The organism is Enterococcus sp. DIV0802b, assembly GCF_050543535.1.
Lineage (GTDB): Bacteria > Bacillota > Bacilli > Lactobacillales > Enterococcaceae > Enterococcus_D > Enterococcus_D entomosocium.
In genome coordinates, this window is record NZ_CP172941.1 from 3244867 (window position 1) to 3265000 (window position 20134).

Annotated in this window: 16 protein-coding genes, 1 riboswitch and 1 other annotated feature (1 of these 18 cut by a window edge); of the genes, 6 read left to right on the forward strand and 10 right to left on the reverse strand. The window is 45.5% G+C overall.

Features of this window, described 5'->3' with window-relative positions; translation table 11 throughout:
• Window positions 1-32 precede the first annotated feature (32 nt).
• Window positions 33-2195 (reverse strand): PBP1A family penicillin-binding protein, encoded by a 2163-nt coding sequence (locus tag IGJ12_RS15130; RefSeq protein WP_008382020.1) that lies wholly within the window; start codon window positions 2193-2195, stop codon window positions 33-35.
• A gap of 191 nt (window positions 2196-2386) precedes the next feature.
• Here IGJ12_RS15130 and IGJ12_RS15135 point away from each other — a divergent pair, with 191 nt between their 5' ends.
• Complete coding sequence (locus IGJ12_RS15135) at window positions 2387-3241, forward strand: RluA family pseudouridine synthase (protein ID WP_016620005.1); 855 nt, start codon at window positions 2387-2389, stop codon at window positions 3239-3241.
• A gap of 96 nt (window positions 3242-3337) precedes the next feature.
• On the opposite strand, the gene IGJ12_RS15140 is transcribed toward IGJ12_RS15135, so the two are convergent.
• The 3 genes from IGJ12_RS15140 to IGJ12_RS15150 form a co-directional block, all read right to left on the reverse strand.
• The gene (locus IGJ12_RS15140) at window positions 3338-4414 is read right to left on the reverse strand and encodes a M23 family metallopeptidase (RefSeq protein ID WP_016620004.1); all 1077 of its coding nucleotides are present in this window, start codon (window positions 4412-4414) and stop codon (window positions 3338-3340) included.
• Window positions 4415-4555: 141 nt separating this feature from the next.
• Window positions 4556-5275: a pseudouridine synthase gene (locus tag IGJ12_RS15145; RefSeq protein WP_101699435.1), complete on the reverse strand. Its 720-nt coding sequence runs from the start codon at window positions 5273-5275 to the stop codon at window positions 4556-4558.
• A 69-nt stretch (window positions 5276-5344) separates the two neighbouring features.
• Window positions 5345-6991, reverse strand: coding sequence for a putative polysaccharide biosynthesis protein (locus IGJ12_RS15150; RefSeq protein WP_008382016.1), 1647 nt, complete (start codon window positions 6989-6991; stop codon window positions 5345-5347).
• Between the two features lie 199 nt (window positions 6992-7190).
• Here IGJ12_RS15150 and murE point away from each other — a divergent pair, with 199 nt between their 5' ends.
• Window positions 7191-8711 carry a UDP-N-acetylmuramyl-tripeptide synthetase gene (murE, locus tag IGJ12_RS15155; RefSeq protein ID WP_144331055.1) on the forward strand — a complete coding sequence of 507 codons (1521 nt, stop codon included), beginning with the start codon at window positions 7191-7193 and terminating at the stop codon, window positions 8709-8711.
• A 72-nt stretch (window positions 8712-8783) separates the two neighbouring features.
• Here murE and IGJ12_RS15160 read toward each other — a convergent pair whose 3' ends face one another.
• Entirely contained in the window at window positions 8784-9083 is a 300-nt protein-coding gene (locus IGJ12_RS15160) for a DUF5960 family protein (protein ID WP_008382014.1), read from the reverse strand.
• Window positions 9084-9303: 220 nt separating this feature from the next.
• Here IGJ12_RS15160 and IGJ12_RS15165 point away from each other — a divergent pair, with 220 nt between their 5' ends.
• Window positions 9304-9534, forward strand: coding sequence for a hypothetical protein (locus IGJ12_RS15165; protein ID WP_005233376.1), 231 nt, complete (start codon window positions 9304-9306; stop codon window positions 9532-9534).
• Between the two features lie 106 nt (window positions 9535-9640).
• On the opposite strand, the gene leuS is transcribed toward IGJ12_RS15165, so the two are convergent.
• Window positions 9641-12055, reverse strand: a complete 2415-nt coding sequence (leuS, locus tag IGJ12_RS15170; RefSeq protein WP_430619167.1) for a leucine--tRNA ligase — start codon at window positions 12053-12055, stop codon at window positions 9641-9643.
• Between the two features lie 86 nt (window positions 12056-12141).
• Window positions 12142-12361 (reverse strand) — a binding site (T-box leader).
• 42 nt (window positions 12362-12403) lie between these two features.
• Window positions 12404-14104, reverse strand: a complete 1701-nt coding sequence (locus IGJ12_RS15175; protein ID WP_005233372.1) for a muramidase family protein — start codon at window positions 14102-14104, stop codon at window positions 12404-12406.
• A gap of 291 nt (window positions 14105-14395) precedes the next feature.
• On the opposite strand from IGJ12_RS15175, the gene IGJ12_RS15180 reads away from it, so the two are divergent.
• The 3 genes from IGJ12_RS15180 to IGJ12_RS15190 are packed head-to-tail and all read left to right on the forward strand — an operon-like array spanning window position 14396 to window position 16597.
• Entirely contained in the window at window positions 14396-15046 is a 651-nt protein-coding gene (locus tag IGJ12_RS15180; RefSeq protein WP_008382009.1) for a phosphatase PAP2 family protein, read from the forward strand.
• Window positions 15047-15060: 14 nt separating this feature from the next.
• Window positions 15061-16044, forward strand: coding sequence for a TIGR01212 family radical SAM protein (locus IGJ12_RS15185; RefSeq protein ID WP_016613000.1), 984 nt, complete (start codon window positions 15061-15063; stop codon window positions 16042-16044).
• The gene (locus IGJ12_RS15190; RefSeq protein WP_005233365.1) at window positions 16019-16597 is read left to right on the forward strand and encodes a tRNA (mnm(5)s(2)U34)-methyltransferase; all 579 of its coding nucleotides are present in this window, start codon (window positions 16019-16021) and stop codon (window positions 16595-16597) included. Before IGJ12_RS15185 ends, IGJ12_RS15190 begins: the two co-directional genes overlap by 26 nt.
• Window positions 16598-16621: 24 nt before the next feature.
• Here the strand turns inward: IGJ12_RS15190 and IGJ12_RS15195 are convergent, their stop codons facing one another.
• The 3 genes from IGJ12_RS15195 to metK all read right to left on the reverse strand — a co-directional run bounded on the left by IGJ12_RS15195 (window position 16622) and on the right by metK (window position 20132).
• Window positions 16622-17401 (reverse strand): alpha/beta hydrolase, encoded by a 780-nt coding sequence (locus tag IGJ12_RS15195; RefSeq protein WP_005227672.1) that lies wholly within the window; start codon window positions 17399-17401, stop codon window positions 16622-16624.
• Window positions 17402-17423: 22 nt separating this feature from the next.
• Window positions 17424-18881, reverse strand: a complete 1458-nt coding sequence (locus tag IGJ12_RS15200) for an MDR family MFS transporter (protein WP_086298745.1) — start codon at window positions 18879-18881, stop codon at window positions 17424-17426.
• A gap of 66 nt (window positions 18882-18947) precedes the next feature.
• Window positions 18948-20132 (reverse strand): methionine adenosyltransferase, encoded by a 1185-nt coding sequence (gene metK / locus IGJ12_RS15205; protein WP_060792588.1) that lies wholly within the window; start codon window positions 20130-20132, stop codon window positions 18948-18950.
• Window positions 20130-20134, reverse strand: a riboswitch (SMK box riboswitch); it runs 77 nt beyond the window's last position. Its footprint overlaps the gene before it by 3 nt.

Sequence of the window (20134 nt, forward strand, 5' to 3'; positions counted from 1 at the left end):
TCAGGTTCTAGACTAGCAGTTGCCTAATTCCTTTAATTTCCACTAATGGAATTCCACAAGCCGCCAAACAATTCTTTCGTTCCTTCTTTGATCTTGCTGCCGAATTCCTTCATACCTTCTTTGGCGCTTTCGGCAAAGTCATCGATGGTTTGTTGCCAATCATTGCTATTTTGTGACGTACTGCTATCAGGATCTGGTACCTCATCGGCTGCCATTAATTTTCCGCCTGTCCAATAAGCGTCTGCAACTTGGAATTGGGTGCCTTGACTATAAGGCAGTAAGCTTTCGGCCTCTGCTTTAAATATTTTCCCAACAACTTGTCCGCTAGTTCCCGTTAAGTAATGATCTTCACTCACATGTTCAAATCCTAGCCAGGTTGACAGAACCATATCAGGAGTATAGCCGACGATCCATTGGTCATTGACCTTAGAAGCATCAAAGTTGGTCTCTGTCGTACCCGTCTTACCGGCGATCGTAAAGCCGTACGGACTAGCACTAACCCCCGTCCCGTTAGAGAAGGTTCCTAGCATCATGCTCGTCATTTTATCAGCGGTCTCTTTAGAAATCACGCGTTTGCCTTGCACAGACGTATTGTCAACGATCACGGCACCAGTTGAATCAACTATTTTGGTGATCAAATGCGGTTTGTAGTAATACCCGCCATTAGCGAAAACGCCATACGCTGCTGCCATCGTCATTGGAGATTCCCCTTTTTCCAAACCACCTAATGCTAAGCCATAATATTTGTCGGATTCGGTCAAGGAAAGACCGAATTCTTGTGCTTTGCTATACCCGCGATCTAAGCCGATCTCATGCAGCAGCCAAACTGCTGGCAGATTCAAACTTTGGGCGAGGGCTTGGTACATGACTGCTTCGCCAGCATAGGTCCCGTCAAAGTTTTGAGCATCATAAAAATCAAGGGGCTCGTCTTTCAGGACACTGTCCGGTTCAAACCCAGCTTCTAGGGCAGGGGCGAAGACGCTGATCGGTTTGATCGTGGAACCTGGTGAACGTTTCATTTGCGTGGCAAAATTAAATCCTCTAAAGACGTGCTCACCACGACGACCCACCACCGCTTGCACCCCACCGGTATTCGGATCAAGTGCAACAGAGCCAGATTGCACCATCGTGCCATCAGCGGCATTTTCAGGGAACAAGGCATCGTTTTTATAGGCAGCTTCCATTTGTGCTTGGTAGTTTTGATCCAGGGCTGTATAGATCTTGTAGCCGCGATTCATGACATCATCGGCGTCCAACCCATAGGATTCGGCTTCGTCGATGACCGCATCGAAATAATAAGGATACTTATAGCCAGATTCTGAATTGCCAAATCCATCATAAAGTAAATTGGCTAAGGCAACTTGTGATTCTTGGTCAGCAACGGACTGGTCCAACTTGCCGTTATCCACCATCAAACTCAAGACGGTGTCGCGACGGTTCGTGGCGTTTTCCAGATTGTCGATCGGGTTATAGATCGAAGGACCTTTGAGCATCCCCACCAACGTCGCAGCTTCTCCCACGCTTAGTTCAGAAGCATTGACACCGAAATATTTTAGCGAGGCATCTTGAATGCCCCAAACCCCGTTACCGAAATAGGAACTGTTCAAATACATTTCTAAAATCTCATCTTTAGAATATTTCTTCTCGATCTCGATCGCTAAGAAAAGCTCCTTGGCTTTTCGACTAAAGGTTTGATCCAAGGACAGATAGGCATTTTTAGCAAGCTGCTGGGTGATGGTACTTCCCCCACCGCCTTCGGCACTGCGGTTGACCAGCATACGTAGGGCTGCCCGAGCGATCCCTTTGATATCAAACCCGTGGTGATTATAGAAGTTGCGGTCTTCAGTTGAGATCAAGGCGTTGACCACATCACTGGAGATGGCATCAAGAGAAACGTACGTGCCTTTTTGCGAGTACAACTGCCCTGCTTCATCACCATTGGCATCAAAAATCACCGTCGATTCTTTCAGACCTGACTCTAATTCACTGACTTTCGTATTTTTGGCGATATAAAATAAATACCCGCTCATGATTAAGATAGCAACTAAACTAAGTAAAATAAAAATTTTATTTACGTGGTATTTTTTCCAAACCCGCTTGCGCCATTGATGAAATTGCTGCAAATACGGTTTTAACCAGCGCCAAAAGGTCAGCCAACCGGTCTTTATTTTGTGAAGGATGTGTTTCCAATCCATTACTTCACGCTCCTTTGGTTAAGTGTAGCATAAATGACTTTCTTTGTTATACGGCTCTAGACGTAATTTCATTCGAAAAGAATGCTTTATTATTCTAGCATTGAATACTCTGTTTTTTATTGTTTTTTTTATAAGAAAAGCTTAAAGATGCTATAATAGTCGGTAGCGAATAGCAAAGAAAGGACGTTATTATGGAATACACCATGACTTTACCCGAAAATCACCCGCCCATGCCGCTTCGCGATTTGTTGGAACAGGAGTGGCTCGTTCCACGAAAAGTGCGCCATTTTCTGCGCACACGGAAAAATGTGGCCGTCAATCAGCAGCCCGCGATGTTTCATCAAGAAGTTCGTGGCGGCGATCAAATCACTTTGATCATTGAAGACAGTGATTACAGCTACCAGCCGATCCAGTTAGGCCAAGCGGACAAAGTCGACGTACTTTTTGAAGATGAACACTTATTGGTGCTGAACAAGCCTGCCGGGGTCAAGACGCACCCAAATCAGCCATTAGAAGCCGATACTCTGTTGAATGATGCAGCTGCTTACCTTGCGCCGAAACAGCAGCAGCCTTATGTGGTCCATCGTTTAGACAAAGAAACCAGCGGTGTGGTTTTATTTGCAAAAAATCCTTTGGTGTTGCCGATCTTGGGCCGAATGCTGGAAAACAAACAGATTTTCCGTCGCTATCAAGCCACTGTTTTGGGGAAACTTACGCAAGATCAAACGATCGCCAAAAAAATCGGTCGTGACCGTCACGATCGTCGCAAGCGGATCATTGACTCCCGCAACGGTCAGTCAGCCGTCACCCATGTAACCATCGCCCACGCCCAACAAAAGACAACCAATGTGTATTGTGTGTTAGAAACTGGTAGGACCCACCAAATTCGCGTCCACCTTGCCAGCATCGGTCATCCAGTCGTTGGCGACCCGCTTTACCAAAACAAACCAGCGCCACGTTTGCTGCTGCATGGCTACGAATTGCATCTAGAGCATCCTTTTACCAAAGAACAGTTAGTGATCATCGCTCAACCGGGCTTGTGGTAAGCAACCAAAAAGCATGACGACTTGAGGAATCCCTCTTGTCAGTCATGCTTTTTGGTTTCAGATGATTTTCTCCATGCTTCTACTTGGTATTTTGGTTTATAGCGGTAAGTAAGCTGCTGGATCAACGAAATCTGACCACAACGTCTTACTCAGTCCAAAGTGCAGATGGACGCCTGTCGAATTTCCAGTCGTCCCCATCGTACCGACTTGGTCGCCGACTGCAACGGTCGCCCCCTTTGAGACACTGACAGCTGTTAAATGAAAATAATACGAGTAAAAGCCATTATCGTGAGCCAAAATCACGTAATTTCCAGTGCTTGGGCCATAGCCAGCATCTTCTACCTGTCCATCACGAGCGGCGACGATCTTCTCCCCCGCTTGACCTGTGAAGTCGATCCCGTCATGCTGCGTCCCTGAAAAACCAGTCGGGTCTGCTCGAGTACCAAAACCGCTGGAGATCGACACGGAGCCAGTGATTGGCAGTGAAAATTCACTGGCTGCCGCTTTCTCCGCTGCTTCTTTGGCTTTTTGTTTCGCTTCTTCAGCTGCTTTTGCTTCTTGCTCCACTTTTTCTTGTAGGTCTTGCACTTGGGCTTGCGTCTGCTGCAGCTGCTCTTGTTGGGACTGCAATTCTTTTTTGGCTGTTGCTAATTGTTCTTCGCTATGTACTAATTGGGCTTGCGTCAAGGTTTGGTACGAAGTGATTCGTTGTTGTTCGGCTTCTTTTTCCGCCAATTGTTGGTTCACTTCCCGTAAAGCCGCTTGTTGTTCACTAAACTTGCGTAGTTGCTGGATCGTGGCTTGCGGTCCATCGACTACCAGACTGCTTTGCGCTTGGCTTCCTTGGTGCTGGGCTTTTTGATCATTCAGTGCAGTGATCTGCGTTTGAACTTCCTTGCTTTCTTCTGCCAATTGGCTTAATTCTTCCTGATAATCCGCTAATTGACTTTCCAACGCTGTGACTTTCTGTTGGCTGGTGGTGACTTCGTCTTCATAAGAGGCTAGTTCTGTGGTCAAAACCGTCAGTTCCTCGCTGCTCTTGGTTTCAGCAGCATAACTGATAGCTGGCTGGAAAAGAGGCAACGTAAGGGCGAGCAATAAAAAAATCTTTTTCTTCAATGAGGTAACTCCTTCTTTTTTTAGTAGCTTGGCTACTTTAACATGCTTATTCATGAAAAAAAAGAGGGTTTTTCCAACAGTTTAAAGTCTATTGTTGCAAACTTTCATGTAAATCACCTATAAAACGGGCTTTTTTTACAAATATTGCAGCCGAATAACAACTTTCATAAGAATTTCTTTAGCTCGCCGATCGTCTTATCCTCGCTCTTGCAGCTTCGCCAATTCCTCAGGAGTCAATTCCCGATACTCGCCTAATGCCAAATCATCTGGCAGGGACAGGCCTCCCATGCGAATCCGTTTCAAATAAACGACTTCTTTTCCTACTGCATGGACCATCCGTTTGACTTGATGAAACTTGCCTTCATGGAGGATCAGTTTGATTTCGCTGCGCGTTTCGTCTTCATCGACGTTGAGGATCTGCAGTTCAGCCGGCAAGGTCCACTCGCCGTCTAATTTGATGCCTTTGGCAAAGTTTTTTTGATCCTCCGCTGTCATGATTCCCTCGACTTGGGCATAATATTCTTTTTCCACATGCTTCTTAGGCGACAATAATTGATGCGCCAATCCGCCATCGTTCGTAATCAGCAAAAAGCCTTCGGTGTCTTTATCCAACCGTCCTACTGGAAACAAATCTTCGCGAAACGCTTCTTCAGAAAACAAATCTAAGACCGTCTCTTCATAGGAATCGACGGTTGCCGAAATCACTCCAGCGGGTTTATTCAGCAAATAATAAAACTGGCTTTGATAGACGATGGGTTCCCCCTCAAAACAAACGGTATCTTGTGTTTCTAGTACTTGCGCTTTGTCACTCTTGATGACTTGTCCATTGACGGTCACGAGACCTTTTTTGATCAACTGTTTCACTTCTTTGCGGGAGCCATAGCCCATATCCGCTAAAAACTTGTCTAAACGCATCGGTTTCTTCCTTTCATATAAAACAGCCGCCAAGGTCTCGCAAAGGAGGCTCAGCGGCTGCTTCTAGTTTTATTTGATGTGTAATTTCTGGCGTAAACGAACCATTGATGAGCCGAGTAGTTTTTCAGCTAAACGCAATTTCAGCGCAATGTAGATGTACACACTGCCACCGACTCCTGCTACTAGCAAGCTCAAGATAAAGGCTTGGACTTTTCTTTCCGAGCTAAAGATGAGACCAAAGAGTTGGCGGGCGATCAACGCTGCGATCACCATAATGATCGTCATCGCGCCAATCAATAACGTCCGTCGCAACGTTAAGTTTACATTGAAATGGCCTTTGCGAATCATCTTGCGAATGTTCAGCCAGCAGACGATCCCTAAAGCAATCGTCGTGGAAACTAATGGGCCATAAACTTGGAACAACCGAATCGCTGGATACTGCAGGATCAACTTCACCAGCAATCCTACAAAGAAGAAAACAACGGCTTCTTTGTTGTGGTACATTCCTTGCAGCATACTAGAACTAAGCATAAACAAGCCCAAGACCAGACCAGACAGACAGGCAGCGACTAAAACGCTCGCTCCTAACGCATCTGGACGATAAAACAAGGTGTATAAGGGATAAGACAGCACGATCATCCCGAAGGTCGCTGGGAACATTACAAAGGAATACAATTGTAAGTTGTTGCTGATCAATTTAGCTAAGTTCTTTTTGTCTTTTTTGGCGACTGCTTCACTGATCAAAGGCAAGCCTGTTGAAGCCATGGAAGTAGCTAATCCGATAACCACCATCGTCAACTTATCAGGGTTGCTACCGAAAATCGCCATTAATTCTAAGAGCTGATCATTTGAAAATTCAGTAAAACTACTCATGATCCGCACAAAGGTGTATTGATCCACCAATTTTAAAATCGTGATCCCAGAACCAACGATAATAAAAGGGATCGCTTCTTTGATGGTCGCTAAAACCAATTCTTTGGTTTGCAACACGGTTTCTTCTTTGCTCATATCGACTAAGACGTCCATCCGCACCCGTTGCTTTTGGAAGTAATAGCCTAAAACCAAAATACTGGCTAAGACACCGATAAAGGCGGCAAAGGTCGATTGCGTCACAGCCGCCGTGTATTCGCCTTCGATAACCCGCATAATGATGAAGGTCGCCAAAAGCATATAGCAGACGCGGGCGATTTGTTCGACAACTTGCGAGATCGCAAAAGGTTTCATGTCTTGGTTTCCTTGGAAGTATCCTCGCATAACACTCATACAAGGAAAGACCAATAGTGCAATGCTCAATGAGCGCATTGCAGGAATCAATTCTTCCCCGCCACCTGAAGCCGTTGCCAACCATGGGGCTGCCAAATACATGATTCCGGCGGTCACCACGCCAAAGCCTGCCATCAATTGGAAGGCCCTTAAAAAGAGCTTCTGGCTGGTGCGGTATTCTTGGCGAGAATTATAAAAAGAAATCTGCTTGGCAATTGCCGATGGGATCCCAGCAGTTGAGATCATTAAAAATAAGGCGTAAACATTATAGCCCATCCCAAATAACGCATTTGCTTTATCGGCATTTGCCCCCATCCAATAATACCAAGGTAAAATGTAAATGGCGCCAAGCAAACGTGAACCGATATTGCCCATTGTCATCCAAGCAGATCCTTGAGCCATTTTTTCTTGTGTAGTTAATTCTTTTGACACTGAACGCATGTGATTATCCATCGCCATTATCTCCAACTTTCTACAAACATATCCCTTCCATTTTAATTCGAAAAAGAGTTGGTCGCAATCTATTTTTGCAACATCTTAAAGTTTCTTCAAAATAAGAAGAAAAAAAAGAAAACTTTTCCCTCCTAAACGGCGGTTTTTAGGAGTTATGCTATAATAAGAGAAATCTTTAGAGGAATGAAGGAGAACAACGATGCAAAAGGAACTTATTACCGTGCCACAGATCCGCAAACTCTTATTGCAGGAAAACCTACTAAAAGAAATCATCACCCCCACTGATTGGGTTTATACCGTGCCGCAAGAAATGACTGATATTGCCTTTACCTCCTTAAGTTACGACTCGCGAACGGCCAATGCGGCAACGCTTTTTTTCTGTAAAGGGGCTTCTTTTAAAGAAAGCTACCTGGCCGCCGCCATTGATCAAGGCATTCAGTGCTACATTTCAGAAACACCTTATGACAACTTCGCAACCTACGGGATCATTGTTACGGACATTCGAGAAACGATGGCAGTGATCGCTCAAGCGTTTTATGGTAACCCGCAAGAACAGCTAGTGACCATCGGCATCACTGGCACAAAAGGCAAAACCAGCTGCGCCTATTTTGCTCGGGCGATTTTAGCAGAATCGACGGGTCAAAAAGTAGCATTCTTTTCATCGGAGGAAAACTCAGTCGATGGAAAAACCTTTAATGAAGCAGTGTTGACGACTCCCGAAACACTGGATCTTTATAAAATGATGGCTGAGGCTGTTGCAAACGGCATGACCCATCTTGTAATGGAAGTTTCTTCTCAAGCGTATAAAACCAAACGGGTCGCCGGCATTACCTTTGATATTGGCGCGTTCTTGAATATTTCGCCTGATCACATTGGACCGGTGGAACACCCGACTTATGATGATTACCTTTACTGCAAACGGGAACTGATCCGCAACAGCAAACAAATGATTTTAAATCGTCAAAGCGATCACTACCACTTGCTGCGAGAAACTTGTGAAGTCCATCAAGTTCCTTATATCACCTACGGACGTTCAGACGCCGATTATGTCGTCCAAGAAGGAATGGACCTAAAGAGTTTTGCCCTGACAGCTGCTTCTGATGTCTTGCAGGTCTCTGGTGAATATCAACTGGGGATCTTAGGTTCTTTCAACCATGAGAATGCCGCAGCGGCGATTTTGGCTGCCTGCTTAGCGGGTGCCTCTCGTAAGGACGCTCAGAAAGTCCTGCCGACAGTGATCATCCCTGGACGAATGATCGTTTTAGAAAAAGAAAATGGCGCCGTCATGATCGTTGACTATGCCCACAATTACCTGAGCTTCCAATCATTAAGTGAACTTGCCCGTCAATTACGCCCAGATGGCCGCCTGCTTTTTGTCACTGGCAGTGCTGGCGGAAAAGCCCAATCTCGCCGAGCAGATATGGGACGAGCGCTAGGAGAATATGCGGACAAAGTCTACCTGACCAGCGATGATCCTGATTTTGAAGAAGCAGCTGCGATCGCAAAAGAAATTGCAGATGCTATCACCAATCCTGAAGTTGCCATCATTCATGAGATGGATCGGGCTCAAGCCGTCAAATTGGCGATCGCTGAAGCAGACGGTCGTGATATCGTGATTATTGCGGGCAAAGGCGCCGAACAATACTTGAAAGTCGCTGGAAAAAAAGTCCCTTACATCGGTGACTTGACCTTAGCGCAGCAGCAAGCCAAGCACCAATAGCAACAAGTTGTCTCAACAAAAAAAGCTTTCAGATGATCCATTAAATCATCTGAAAGCTTTTTTCCTGTGTGATTAAGGTTGTTCATCTTCGTAAGTCTCATAGACATAGGGTGCGCCATCATAACGGAATTCTGTTGAAATGGCAGCGTCAAGGTCTTCGGTAAACATTCGCTTGCTGAAAGGAAACAAAAAGACTTGCCCTTCTTTGGCATCTTCGGCTGCTAAACGGTAAAACAGCTCTTCTTCTGTTAATTGTTGATTCAACTGTTCCAAGACATCGGCAGTGACTGCCTCTTCTTCATAGCCAGGTTTGGCAATCCGTGCATAATCTTCAAAAAAAGCCGTTTGGCCTTCAAATGATTGATACTCCATGTAAGTCCCCTCTTTCTTTTCTCTTTCTTTATTATACGAGAGTCTGTGAGGATCAGCGAATAATATGATCGCTAACAAGCGGAAATTTGGCTTTTTTAGCGCTTAAATATGTCAGAAACATTTCAAGTGTATTACGAATCAATTATTTGACAAAATCAGATTGAACACGTATCCAAATTTTGTATAATGATACATAGAGACTATAAAAGGGGCAAATGTAATGAACAACGCAAAGAAAAAATTATTCGTCGGTACTGGTGCTGCAATTGGTTTTGTCGCAATCGTTGCTATGATGGCTCAGTTCATGATTTCCAATCATCTATTTGGCGGAAGTGATGCTTCATCAGAAATTTTCACTCGCGCTACGTATCCAAACGGCTTTCTACTAGTGATCTTGATTCCATTGGTCGCAACAGCCGCTTTGTTCTATGGTATCATTCGCAAAAAATAACAAAAAAGTGTTGCTGAGAACCACTCAGTAACACTTTTTTTCTTTGTCGCTACCAAAAAGCTGCCTAACAGACCATTGACCTGTTAGGCAGCTACTTTTTTAGCGTTTAGTTTGCAACGATATTGACCAATTTATTGGGTACGACGATCACTTTGCGGATTGTTTTTCCTTGCAGCTGTTCTTGGACAAGTTCGTTTTCTTGGGCCAATTGTTCAAGCACAGCTTTTTCTGCGTCTGCTGGAACCATTGCTTTAGCACGAACTTTGCCGTTGACTTGAAAGACGACTTCGATCTCATCTTCCACTAGGGCACTTTCGTCATAGGTTGGCCAAGGCACATAAGAGATCCCATGGTCATTCCCGAGGATCGACCAGAGCTCTTCACCGATATGCGGTGCGATTGGAGCCAATAGCTGCACAAATCCTTCGACATACTCGTAAGGTAAGGCATCAGCTTTATACGCTTCATTGACGAAGACCATCAATTGGGAAATCGCTGTATTGAAATGCAGCTGTTCATAATCTTCCGTCACTTTTTTAACCGTTTGGTTATACACCTTCGACAATTTTCCATCGTTGAATGTCGTGATGCGGTCGCGCATTTTGCCATTTTCATCGACGATCAAGCGCCACACGCGATCCAAGAATTTGCGACTGCCTTCAAGGCCATTCTCATTCCAGGCGATCGATGCATCCAATGGTCCCATAAACATTTCATATAGACGCAAAGTATCTGCACCGTATTGATTGATGACATCATCTGGATTGACGACGTTGCCGCGGGATTTCGACATTTTTTCATTGTTTTCCCCAAGGATCATCCCTTGGTTGAACAATTTTTCAAATGGTTCTTTCGTTGGTACGACACCGATATCATACAAGAATTTATGCCAGAAGCGAGCATAAAGCAAATGCAAGACAGCGTGTTCCGCCCCACCGATATAAATATCGACTGGCATCCAGCGTTTCAATTTATCATAGTCTGCCAAAACAGACTTATTATGAGGATCGATAAAGCGTAAGAAATACCATGAGCTTCCTGCCCATTGTGGCATCGTATTGGTTTCGCGACGTCCTTTTTTCCCAGTTTCTGGATCGGTGACATTGACCCAATCCGTGACATTAGCTAATGGCGATTCCCCAGTACCGCTTGGTTTGATATTGTCGGTTTTTGGCAAACGCAATGGCAGCTGATCTTCAGAAAGCGCTGTGGTCGTCCCATCTTCCCAATGGATGATTGGGATTGGTTCACCCCAATACCGTTGGCGAGAGAACAACCAATCGCGAAGACGATAGCTGACTTCTTTTTTCCCAACATGGTTTTCTTCCAACCATGCGACCATTTTTTCAATGGCTGTCTCTTTGTCTAGCTCATCCAAAAAGTCTGAATTGATATGCAGTCCATCTTCGGTATAGGCAGATTCTTCCACGTTGCCCCCTGCCAATACAGGAATGATCTCTAAACCGAACGTTTTGGCAAATTCGTGGTCACGTTCGTCATGGGCAGGAACCGCCATGATCGCACCTGTTCCATAAGAAGCCAAAACGTAATCGGCGATCCAAATCGGGATCTCTTTGCCATTCACGGGATTGATGGCATAGGCACCAGTGAAGACACCGGTTTTTTCTTTGGCCAAATCTGTTCGGTTCAAATCAGATTTTTTCGATGCTTCTTCTACATAGGCATCAATGGCTGCTTTTTGTTCTGGGGTAGTGATTTGAGCCACTAGCTCATGTTCTGGTGCCAATACAGCGTAGGTCGCACCAAACAAGGTATCTGGGCGAGTCGTAAAGACGGTAAAGTCTTTTTCCATCCCTGCCACTTTAAACGTTACGTTGGCTCCGACAGAACGTCCGATCCAATTGCGTTGCATTTCTTTGATGCTTTCTGGCCAATCAACTTCTTCTAAATCGTCCAACAAACGATCAGCATATGCCGTGATTTTTAGCATCCATTGGCGCATCGGTTTGCGGATCACATCATAGCCGCCCCGTTCGCTCTTGCCGTCAATGACTTCTTCATTGGCGATCACAGTTCCAAGCTCTGGTACCCAATTTACCGGAACTTCGGCTTCATAAGCTAACCCTTTTTCATAAAGCTTGGTAAAGATCCATTGGGTCCACTTGTAATATTCAGGATCTGTCGTATTGATTTCACGATTCCAGTCATAGCTGAACCCTAGCGCATTGATTTGACGGCGGAAGGTCTCAATATTTTTCTTCGTAAATTCCGCTGGATCATTTCCTGTATCTAGTGCATATTGTTCGGCAGGCAGACCAAAGGCATCCCAGCCCATTGGGTGCAGTACATTGTACCCTTGGCTGCGTTTGAAGCGGCTCAAGATATCCGTAGCCGTATAGCCTTCTGGATGTCCGACATGTAATCCTTGTCCGGATGGATATGGGAACATATCTAGCGCATAAAATTTTGGTTTGTCCGGCTCATCATGGGTGTTGAACTCATTTTTCTTTGCCCAATATTTTTGCCATTTTTTTTCGATTTCTTTGTGATTGTAATTCACGATGGACTCCTCCTAAAAATTGGTGCTTTGCTCGTCAAATCAACCAGCAAAACTTAAAAAAAGTCCTATAAAAATCGCTATGATTTTTATAGGACGTTATCAACGTGGTACCACCTAAGTTTATCTGCTCCTCAAAAAAGCAGACCTCGATGTTTTAACGGCCATCGCCGTATCTGCCTAGCCAAATCAGGTTCAGTCAGATATCACTCGAAGACGAGTTCGAAAGGTATGCTGTGCATTTCCACCAACCATGCACTCTCTAAAAGTCCCACCGTACTTCTACTATTCCTTCTCAAACGTGAAAGTTTCTTTGCACTTATCCTAACAAAAATCATTAGGAATAGCAATCTATTTTACCCTAACTGTTTGTCCTGGGTAAATAAAGTTATTTTGAATATTGTTCCATTGAATAAATTGATCCGTCGTGATGCCAAACTTATCTGCGATCCCCCAAACGGAATCACCCGATGCGACCTTGTAAGTTCCATTTGTCGCTGAAGTGCTGGTAGTAGCTGTTGTGCCGCCTTGCTTGACGACCACCTTTTGTCCTGGATAGATAAAATCATTTTTGATGTTGTTCCAGTTGCGGAATTGGTCCATCGAAATCCCGTGTTTATTGGCAACTGACCAGACTGAATCACCCGCTGCCACCGTATAGGTGTTGCCTGCAGCACTGCTGCTGGTTTGGCTGCTGACGGTCGTGCTCGTTGTTGTACTTGTACTCGTTGCGGAACTACCACTGACGACAACTTTTTGTCCTGGGTAGACAAAATCATTTTTGATATTGTTCAAACTGCGAAATTGATCCATGGAGATCCCATGTTTGTTGGCGATCGACCAGACTGAATCACCCGCTGCCACTGTATAGGTACCGCCACTGCTTTGGCTAGCAGTTGATGCAGTGCTGACTGTCGTGGTACTGCTGGTATTCGTAGACGAACCACCGCTGACGACAACTTTTTGTCCTGGGTAGACAAAGTCATTTTTGATATTGTTCAAACTGCGGAATTGATCCATTGAAATCCCATGTTTATTGGCGATCGACCAGACTGAATCACCAGAAACTACGGTATAGGTGTTGCCTGATGTAGTTGCTGAAGTATTACGATTGACGATCGATACCGTAGAAGTTGCCGAAGTGCTTTGGGTGCTGCCGTTGACTTTCAACGTTTGCCCTGGATAAACAAAATCATTTTTGATGTTGTTCAAGCTGCGCAACTGGTCCATGGAGATGCCATGTTTGTTAGCGATCGACCATACAGAGTCGCCCGAAGCGACTGTATAGGTTTGACTGCCGCTCGTGCTGACAGCCGCCGTTGTAGTCGTAGTATTGGTTGATGCGCTAGCTGTGGCACCACCACCGGCATTGCCAGAAGCAGGTGTGTCGTATTGCGTCAAACCAAATTGTTGGATCACTGCATTCAGGGAAGAAGCATAATTGGGTGCAGTCGCATAGCGGCCTGCTAGCCATGCGGTTGCATCAAGATATGAAGTCGTATTGCTCTTCCAAGCGCCAGAATAATATGAAACGCCGCTTTGTAAAGAGGTTGAGCGTAAAGTACGTGCGTTATCTTCGAATGATTGCGTGTATGATGGGTAGCGCTTAAAGGGTTCATTCATAGTCAACCATTGATTGTTCAAGTACTCCAAAGTACTCATATAAACGGTTTGACCGTTGTAGCTGCCTTTGATCCCGAATAGATTATAATTCGGTGCTTTTGATAAACTGCTTCGGCCCCAACCACTTTCTAAAATGGCTTGTGCGATCATCACAGAAGCATATAAATCGTTGGCTTGTGCCACGGGCTGAGCGTAAGTAGCGATTTCGGCAATAAATGCGGAAGTATTCGGCGCGGCAAAATTGCTAGTAGAAACTTGGGCGATCGAGGTCTCTACGGCTTCTGCTTGAACCGATGACACCAATGGAGCTACAACAGAGCAAGCAGTCAGTGTCGTTCCTAAAACAACTGCACTTTTTTTGATCACTCGATACTTATCGCCCGATTGGTCTGCTTGACGATGTACTTTTCTTGATTGACTCGTGTTCATGTCCGTTATTCCTCCGTTTTTTCCTTATAGTGAACGTAGGTTTAGTATACAATTTCTTAAGAATTTATAAAAGGTATTTGAGCCGATTTCAGAAACTGTAAACTCTTTGTAATCAAACGAACATTTATTGAAATGAAGAGTTTGTATTTAACCCAACGAAAAATATTCCTTGGCAGTGGGATGCTCCCTGAATGGTTCCCTGCTTTTTCCGTCTTGCGATAAATGCTATAATACCTTCTAGATGTCTCTTTGCTTGAAGGGACAGAAATTCTCTAGAAACGAGGCTTTTCCATGCATAAAAAACTTTATTTTCAATTTGCCGGCAGCTGCTTTTTACTGCTGTTCGTTTTTCTCGGCTATCTCGTGAAATTTTATCCTACTTGGTTGGTCTCCTTTGACGAAACCTTGACTCGCATCATCCGCACCGGCTATCCGTTTTGGACACCGTTTTTTCTATGGGTCACAAAATTTGCGAATCCTACCACGATCATCTTGCTCTTTCTTGCTGTTTTAGCCGTTTTAGTGATCAATAAATATTATGCAGAAGCACTATGGCTCAGTATCGGCACCATCGGGATTGCCGGGCTCTTTAATCCATTGATCAAACTGGTCTTTTTACGGGAGCGACCAACCCTTGAACACTTAGTCACGGAATCAAGTTTTAGTTTCCCCAGCGGACACTCGACAGGCAGTATGGTTTTTTATGGGACATTGCTCTTCTTGGTCCCAGTTTTCTTCAAGCAGCCTTTTTGGCAATGGGGACTCCGTATTCTGCTAGGCCTATTGATCAGTTGTATCGGCATCAGCCGCATCTATGTTGGCGTGCATTTTCCCAGTGATGTGTTAGGCGGTTTTTGTGTCGGCCTGTCTTGGCTACTGTTGACCTACCCTTACTACTTGCAAAAACGTTTTGTCTGGCGCTTCACGCGTAAACAATTATAAAAGAAGGTAAAAAAATGAATCCATTTCCTTATGCAGAAGATAAAAACAAACGATACCATTCATGGAACTTTGCTTTGCGGCAAGAATTTGGCGAAAAAATCTTTAAAGTTCCCATCGATGCGGGCTTCGACTGCCCCAATCGTGACGGCACCGTTGCCAAAGGCGGCTGTACATTTTGCAGTGTGTCCGGCTCTGGCGATATGATCGTAGCACCTGAAGCCCCGTTACCAGAGCAGTTTGAAAAAGAGATCGCCATGATGCACAAAAAGTGGCCGCAAGTGGACAAATACATTGTCTATTTTCAAAATTTTACGAACACCCACGCACCGGTGGCAGTGATCCGCGAGCGCTTCGAGCAAGTACTGACACTACCTGGTGTTGTCGGGATCTCCATTGGGACCCGACCAGACTGCTTACCAGCAGATGTCGTTGACTATCTGGCAGAGCTCAATCAACGCTTTTATTTATGGGTCGAATTAGGACTGCAAACGACGTTTGAAACCACGAGCAATGCCATCAACCGCGCCCATGATTATCAAACCTACTTAGACGGCGTCGCCAGCCTGCGCAAACACAATATTCGTGTCTGTACCCATTTGATCAATGGCCTGCCAGGCGAGACGATCGAGATGATGCAAGAAAACGTCCGCCGCACCATTCAAGATTCTGATATCCAAGGCATCAAACTGCACCTGCTGCATTTGATGCGCAATACTCGGATGCTGCGGGATTATCATGAGGGACGTTTGCAATTGATGCGGCGCGATACCTATGTGTCATTGATCTGCGATCAGTTAGAAATGATCCCCCCAGAGATCATCATTCATCGCTTGACAGGCGATGCACCATGGGATTCTCTGGTAGGTCCAATGTGGAGTTTGAAAAAATGGGAAGTCTTGAATGAGATCGATCAAGAAATGCTACGCCGCAACTCCTATCAAGGGAAATTCAACGTGCGAAAGGAGCTTGTCAATGCTTCCGACCGCCATGCGCTATAGCCACACCCTTTTAAAAGAAGTTGTGCAACCGGGACATACCGCTGTTGATGCCACGATGGGCAACGGCTTTGACACGGAATTACTGGCTTCCTTAGTTGGGCCGACTGGTCAGGTGTTTGCTTTTGATATTCAAGAACAAGCCCTCCAAGCCACCAAAAAACGTTTGACTGAAAAAGAGCTGTTGCCGCAAGTTCAGCTGATCCATCAAGGCCATGAGACGTTGGCAGATGTTGTGAGTGGTCCGGTTCACGCCGCCATTTTCAATTTAGGCTACTTGCCGAAAGGGGACAAAGCGATCATCACGCTGCCTGATACAACGAAAACGGCTTTAGAAGCTTTACTGACACGTTTAGTCCCGAAAGGTAGAATCATCCTCGTCTGCTATTATGGACACGCTGGCGGCGAAGCAGAGCTGAAAGAAGTCCACTCCTTTTGTCAGCAGCTGCCGCAAGAGGAATATAATGTCCTTTCCTATCAATTTATCAATCAGCGCAACCAGCCGCCGATCTTATTTTGTATCGAACGAAAAAACCATCAGTCCTCGGCACGTTAAGGTGTCGATCGACTGATGGTTTTTTTATTCACTAAAAAGCCATTGCAGGACTCGTTGGATCCATTGATCCCAAAAATTCCAATCATGATCCCCAGTTCCCGATTCAAACGTTACGGCTAGTTTGCGTTTTTGCAGCTTATCCACCGCATATTCACTTGCCGGATACAGCTGATCCTCGGTTCCGCAGCTAATAAAAAAGCGCGGCGCTGTGCTTGGATCGATGGTCTCAATCAGATGGATCAAATCATTTTCTGACCCTTTGAATTGCTCTAATGGTCCAAAAATTCCTTCCCAATAAGCTTGGCTTCGCAGCTGCAGCAAGGAATCCATGCTTTCAGCCAGCGCTAATGCCCCAGACAAAGACGCTACCGCCGCAAACTGGTCAGGCTTTCTCAGCCCGAGTTTTACTGCCCCATATCCCCCCATCGAAAGCCCAGCCGCAAAAGTTTTTTCTCGTTTTTGCGTCAGCTGAGGAAACAGCTCATGGCAAATCTGTGGTAATTCTTCGGCGATAAAAGTCCAATACTTCATCTCATAGGTCGTATCGGTATACCACCCCAGATCAGTAGACGGCATGATGACCGCTAGTTGATACTCTGCGGCATACCGCTCGATCGACGTCCGTCGCTGCCAAACACTATGATTTCCGTTCATCCCATGCAATAAATAAAGCACCGGGAGATCTGTGCCCGTCGATTGGCTTTGGGTGCCGATTTTTTTCTTGGTACTTTGAGGCAAGATCACATCGATCATTACCTCCATTTCAAGAACATTTGAATAGATATTTGCTTGTAAAAAAGCCATACAATCACCTGCGATCCTTTTTTTATATTGTACCAGATTCTCGCGAAATCGTGCGGGTCAAACCAATCGCTAAAACAATCAACAAAACACCGATCCCAAAAACCCAGTGTAGACCGCTATAAAGAATCTCCCGTAATTGCCCTAATAAGGCTGTTGGCAGCTGACGCGCGGCGGCTGGATCTACCAGCTGATTCATGACACTGCTATCAGTGACTTGCGCCTGTGCCAAGCCCACGCTATTGCTGGTGTTTAAAACGATACCGAAGACCGCCACCATAATGGTTTGCCCGATCGTTCGCAGCAGGGTATTAAAAGAAGTCGCCACGCCGACTTGGGTGGGTGCAACGCTGGTTTGGGCAGTAACGGTACAAACCACCATCGTTGCCCCTAATCCGACGCCCGTAATAGAAGAAATGACCAAGAACAACCAGAATGAAGTCTGTGCCGGTGTCAAAAACAACCACAAAGCACCGGTAGCCGTGATCAACAAGCTAACCGTCAAGACCCAGCTGACACTGTGCTGTGTCAACCAACGGCTGGCTAAGAAGGAACCAATCATCCATAAAATCGACAACGGTGCCAACACAAGGCCGCCAATCCCCGCACTCATGCCTAAGACCCCTTGCATCCACATTGGGATATAAACATCGATCCCCATCAGGAAGCCGCTAGCCAAAGCTGCTACGATGTTGACCACCACAAACAATTTTGAGTGGAACAGCTTCAGATCAATAATCGGATCTGCTGCTTTTTTCTCCACACGAATGAAGCCGATAAACGTGAGGACAGAAAAAACGAACAGACCGATAACAGGCAGACTTACCCCATAATCTCCAAGCAATTGGAAGCCTAGCAGGAGCCCTACTAACGTCAACATCAACAAGAGACTGCCTGCATAATCAATGTTGACTGCAGCAAAGGCCTTTTTTTCTTCATGAAAATAAAACCAAATCAAAGCGATCAACCCTAATCCGATGGGCACGTTGATAAAGAAGATCCAATGCCACCCGATCGTATCTACGATCAATCCACCGGCTAAGGGACCAACGACACTGGCGATCCCCCAAGCAGTGCTATTGAGCCCTAAGACTTTCGCCCGCTTTTCAACGGGATACAGGTCCGCAATGATCGTTAGGGCAACGGGCATCATGGCCCCTGCGCCTAATCCTTGCAATGCTCTGGCAATGATCAACGTCAACATTGTGTTGGCCATCCCACAAAACGCCGACCCGATAATAAACAGCAGCGTACCAAATAGAAAGACTGGTTTGCGGCCGATATTATCGGCAAACTTGCCGTAAATCGGGGTCAACATCGCACTGGTCAAAAGATAGATCGAGAAGACCCAGTTCATGATCTCGATTCCTTTCAATGAACTAACGATGGTAGGCATCGCTGTCGTAATGATCGTTCCTTCGATCGCGGTCATAAACGTTGCGACAAAGACCGCAATAGTGACTAATTTTACATTGGTTCGCATGTAACTCCTCCTTTTACTCCAAAAAAAAGAACCCCTATTGATAGTCATCAATAGAGGTCGCCTCTTTTAATCCTTCACACTTGCCAAAAGTGCCGCCACCTTGTCGGTGCGTTCCCATGGCAAATCGATATCTGTACGACCGAAATGTCCGTAAGCGGCAGTCTGACGATAAATCGGACGGCGCAAATCTAACATTTCAATAATTCCTGCTGGTCGCAAATCAAAGTTTTCTCGTACCGCTTGGATCAAGCGCTCGTTGCTGACGGTTCCGGTACCAAAAGTGTTGATGCTGATCGACACGGGTTGTGCCACACCGATCGCATAGGCTAATTGGACTTCCACTTTTTTGGCTAGCTTTGCTGCTACGATGTTTTTGGCAATGTAGCGAGCCGCATAGCTGGCTGAACGGTCAACTTTGGTTGCGTCTTTTCCAGAAAACGCACCGCCACCATGACGAGCATAGCCGCCATAAGTATCAACGATGATTTTTCTGCCTGTCAAACCGGCATCCCCTTGAGGACCGCCGATCACAAAACGACCAGTAGGATTAATATAATATTTTGTCTGCTCGTCTAAAAGATCGGCAGGAATCACTTCTTTGATCACTTTTTCAATGACATCACGGTGGATCATTTCATTATCAGCCGCATCATCATGCTGGGTACTAATAACGACGGTGTCCACTCTTTGTGGTTGATCGTTATCATCATATTCAACAGTTACTTGCGATTTTGCATCTGGACGCAAGTAGCTTAGTTCATTGTTTTTACGCAACTCTGCTAAACGACGGACTAACCGATGACTCAATGCGATTGGTAAAGGCATCAATTCAGGTGTTTCATCAACGGCAAAACCAAACATCAAGCCTTGGTCACCGGCACCGATATCTTCTTTATCCGTTTCTCCGCGACTTTCTAAAGCATCGTCAACGCCTTGAGCGATATCTGGTGATTGCTCATCGATCGCTACTAAAACAGCAACCGTATCGCCGTCAAAGCCGAATTTTGCTCGTGTATAGCCGATTTCTTTGATGGTTTCACGGACGACTTTTTGGATATCTACGTAAGCAGAAGTAGAAATTTCTCCAAAAACTAAAACCAATCCGGTGGTAACTGACGTTTCACAAGCAACCCGAGCCATTGGATCTTCGGCAAGCAACGCATCTAAGATGGCATCACTGATTTGGTCGGCTACTTTGTCTGGGTGTCCTTCTGATACGGACTCTGATGTAAATAAGTGTTTCTCTGTCATTT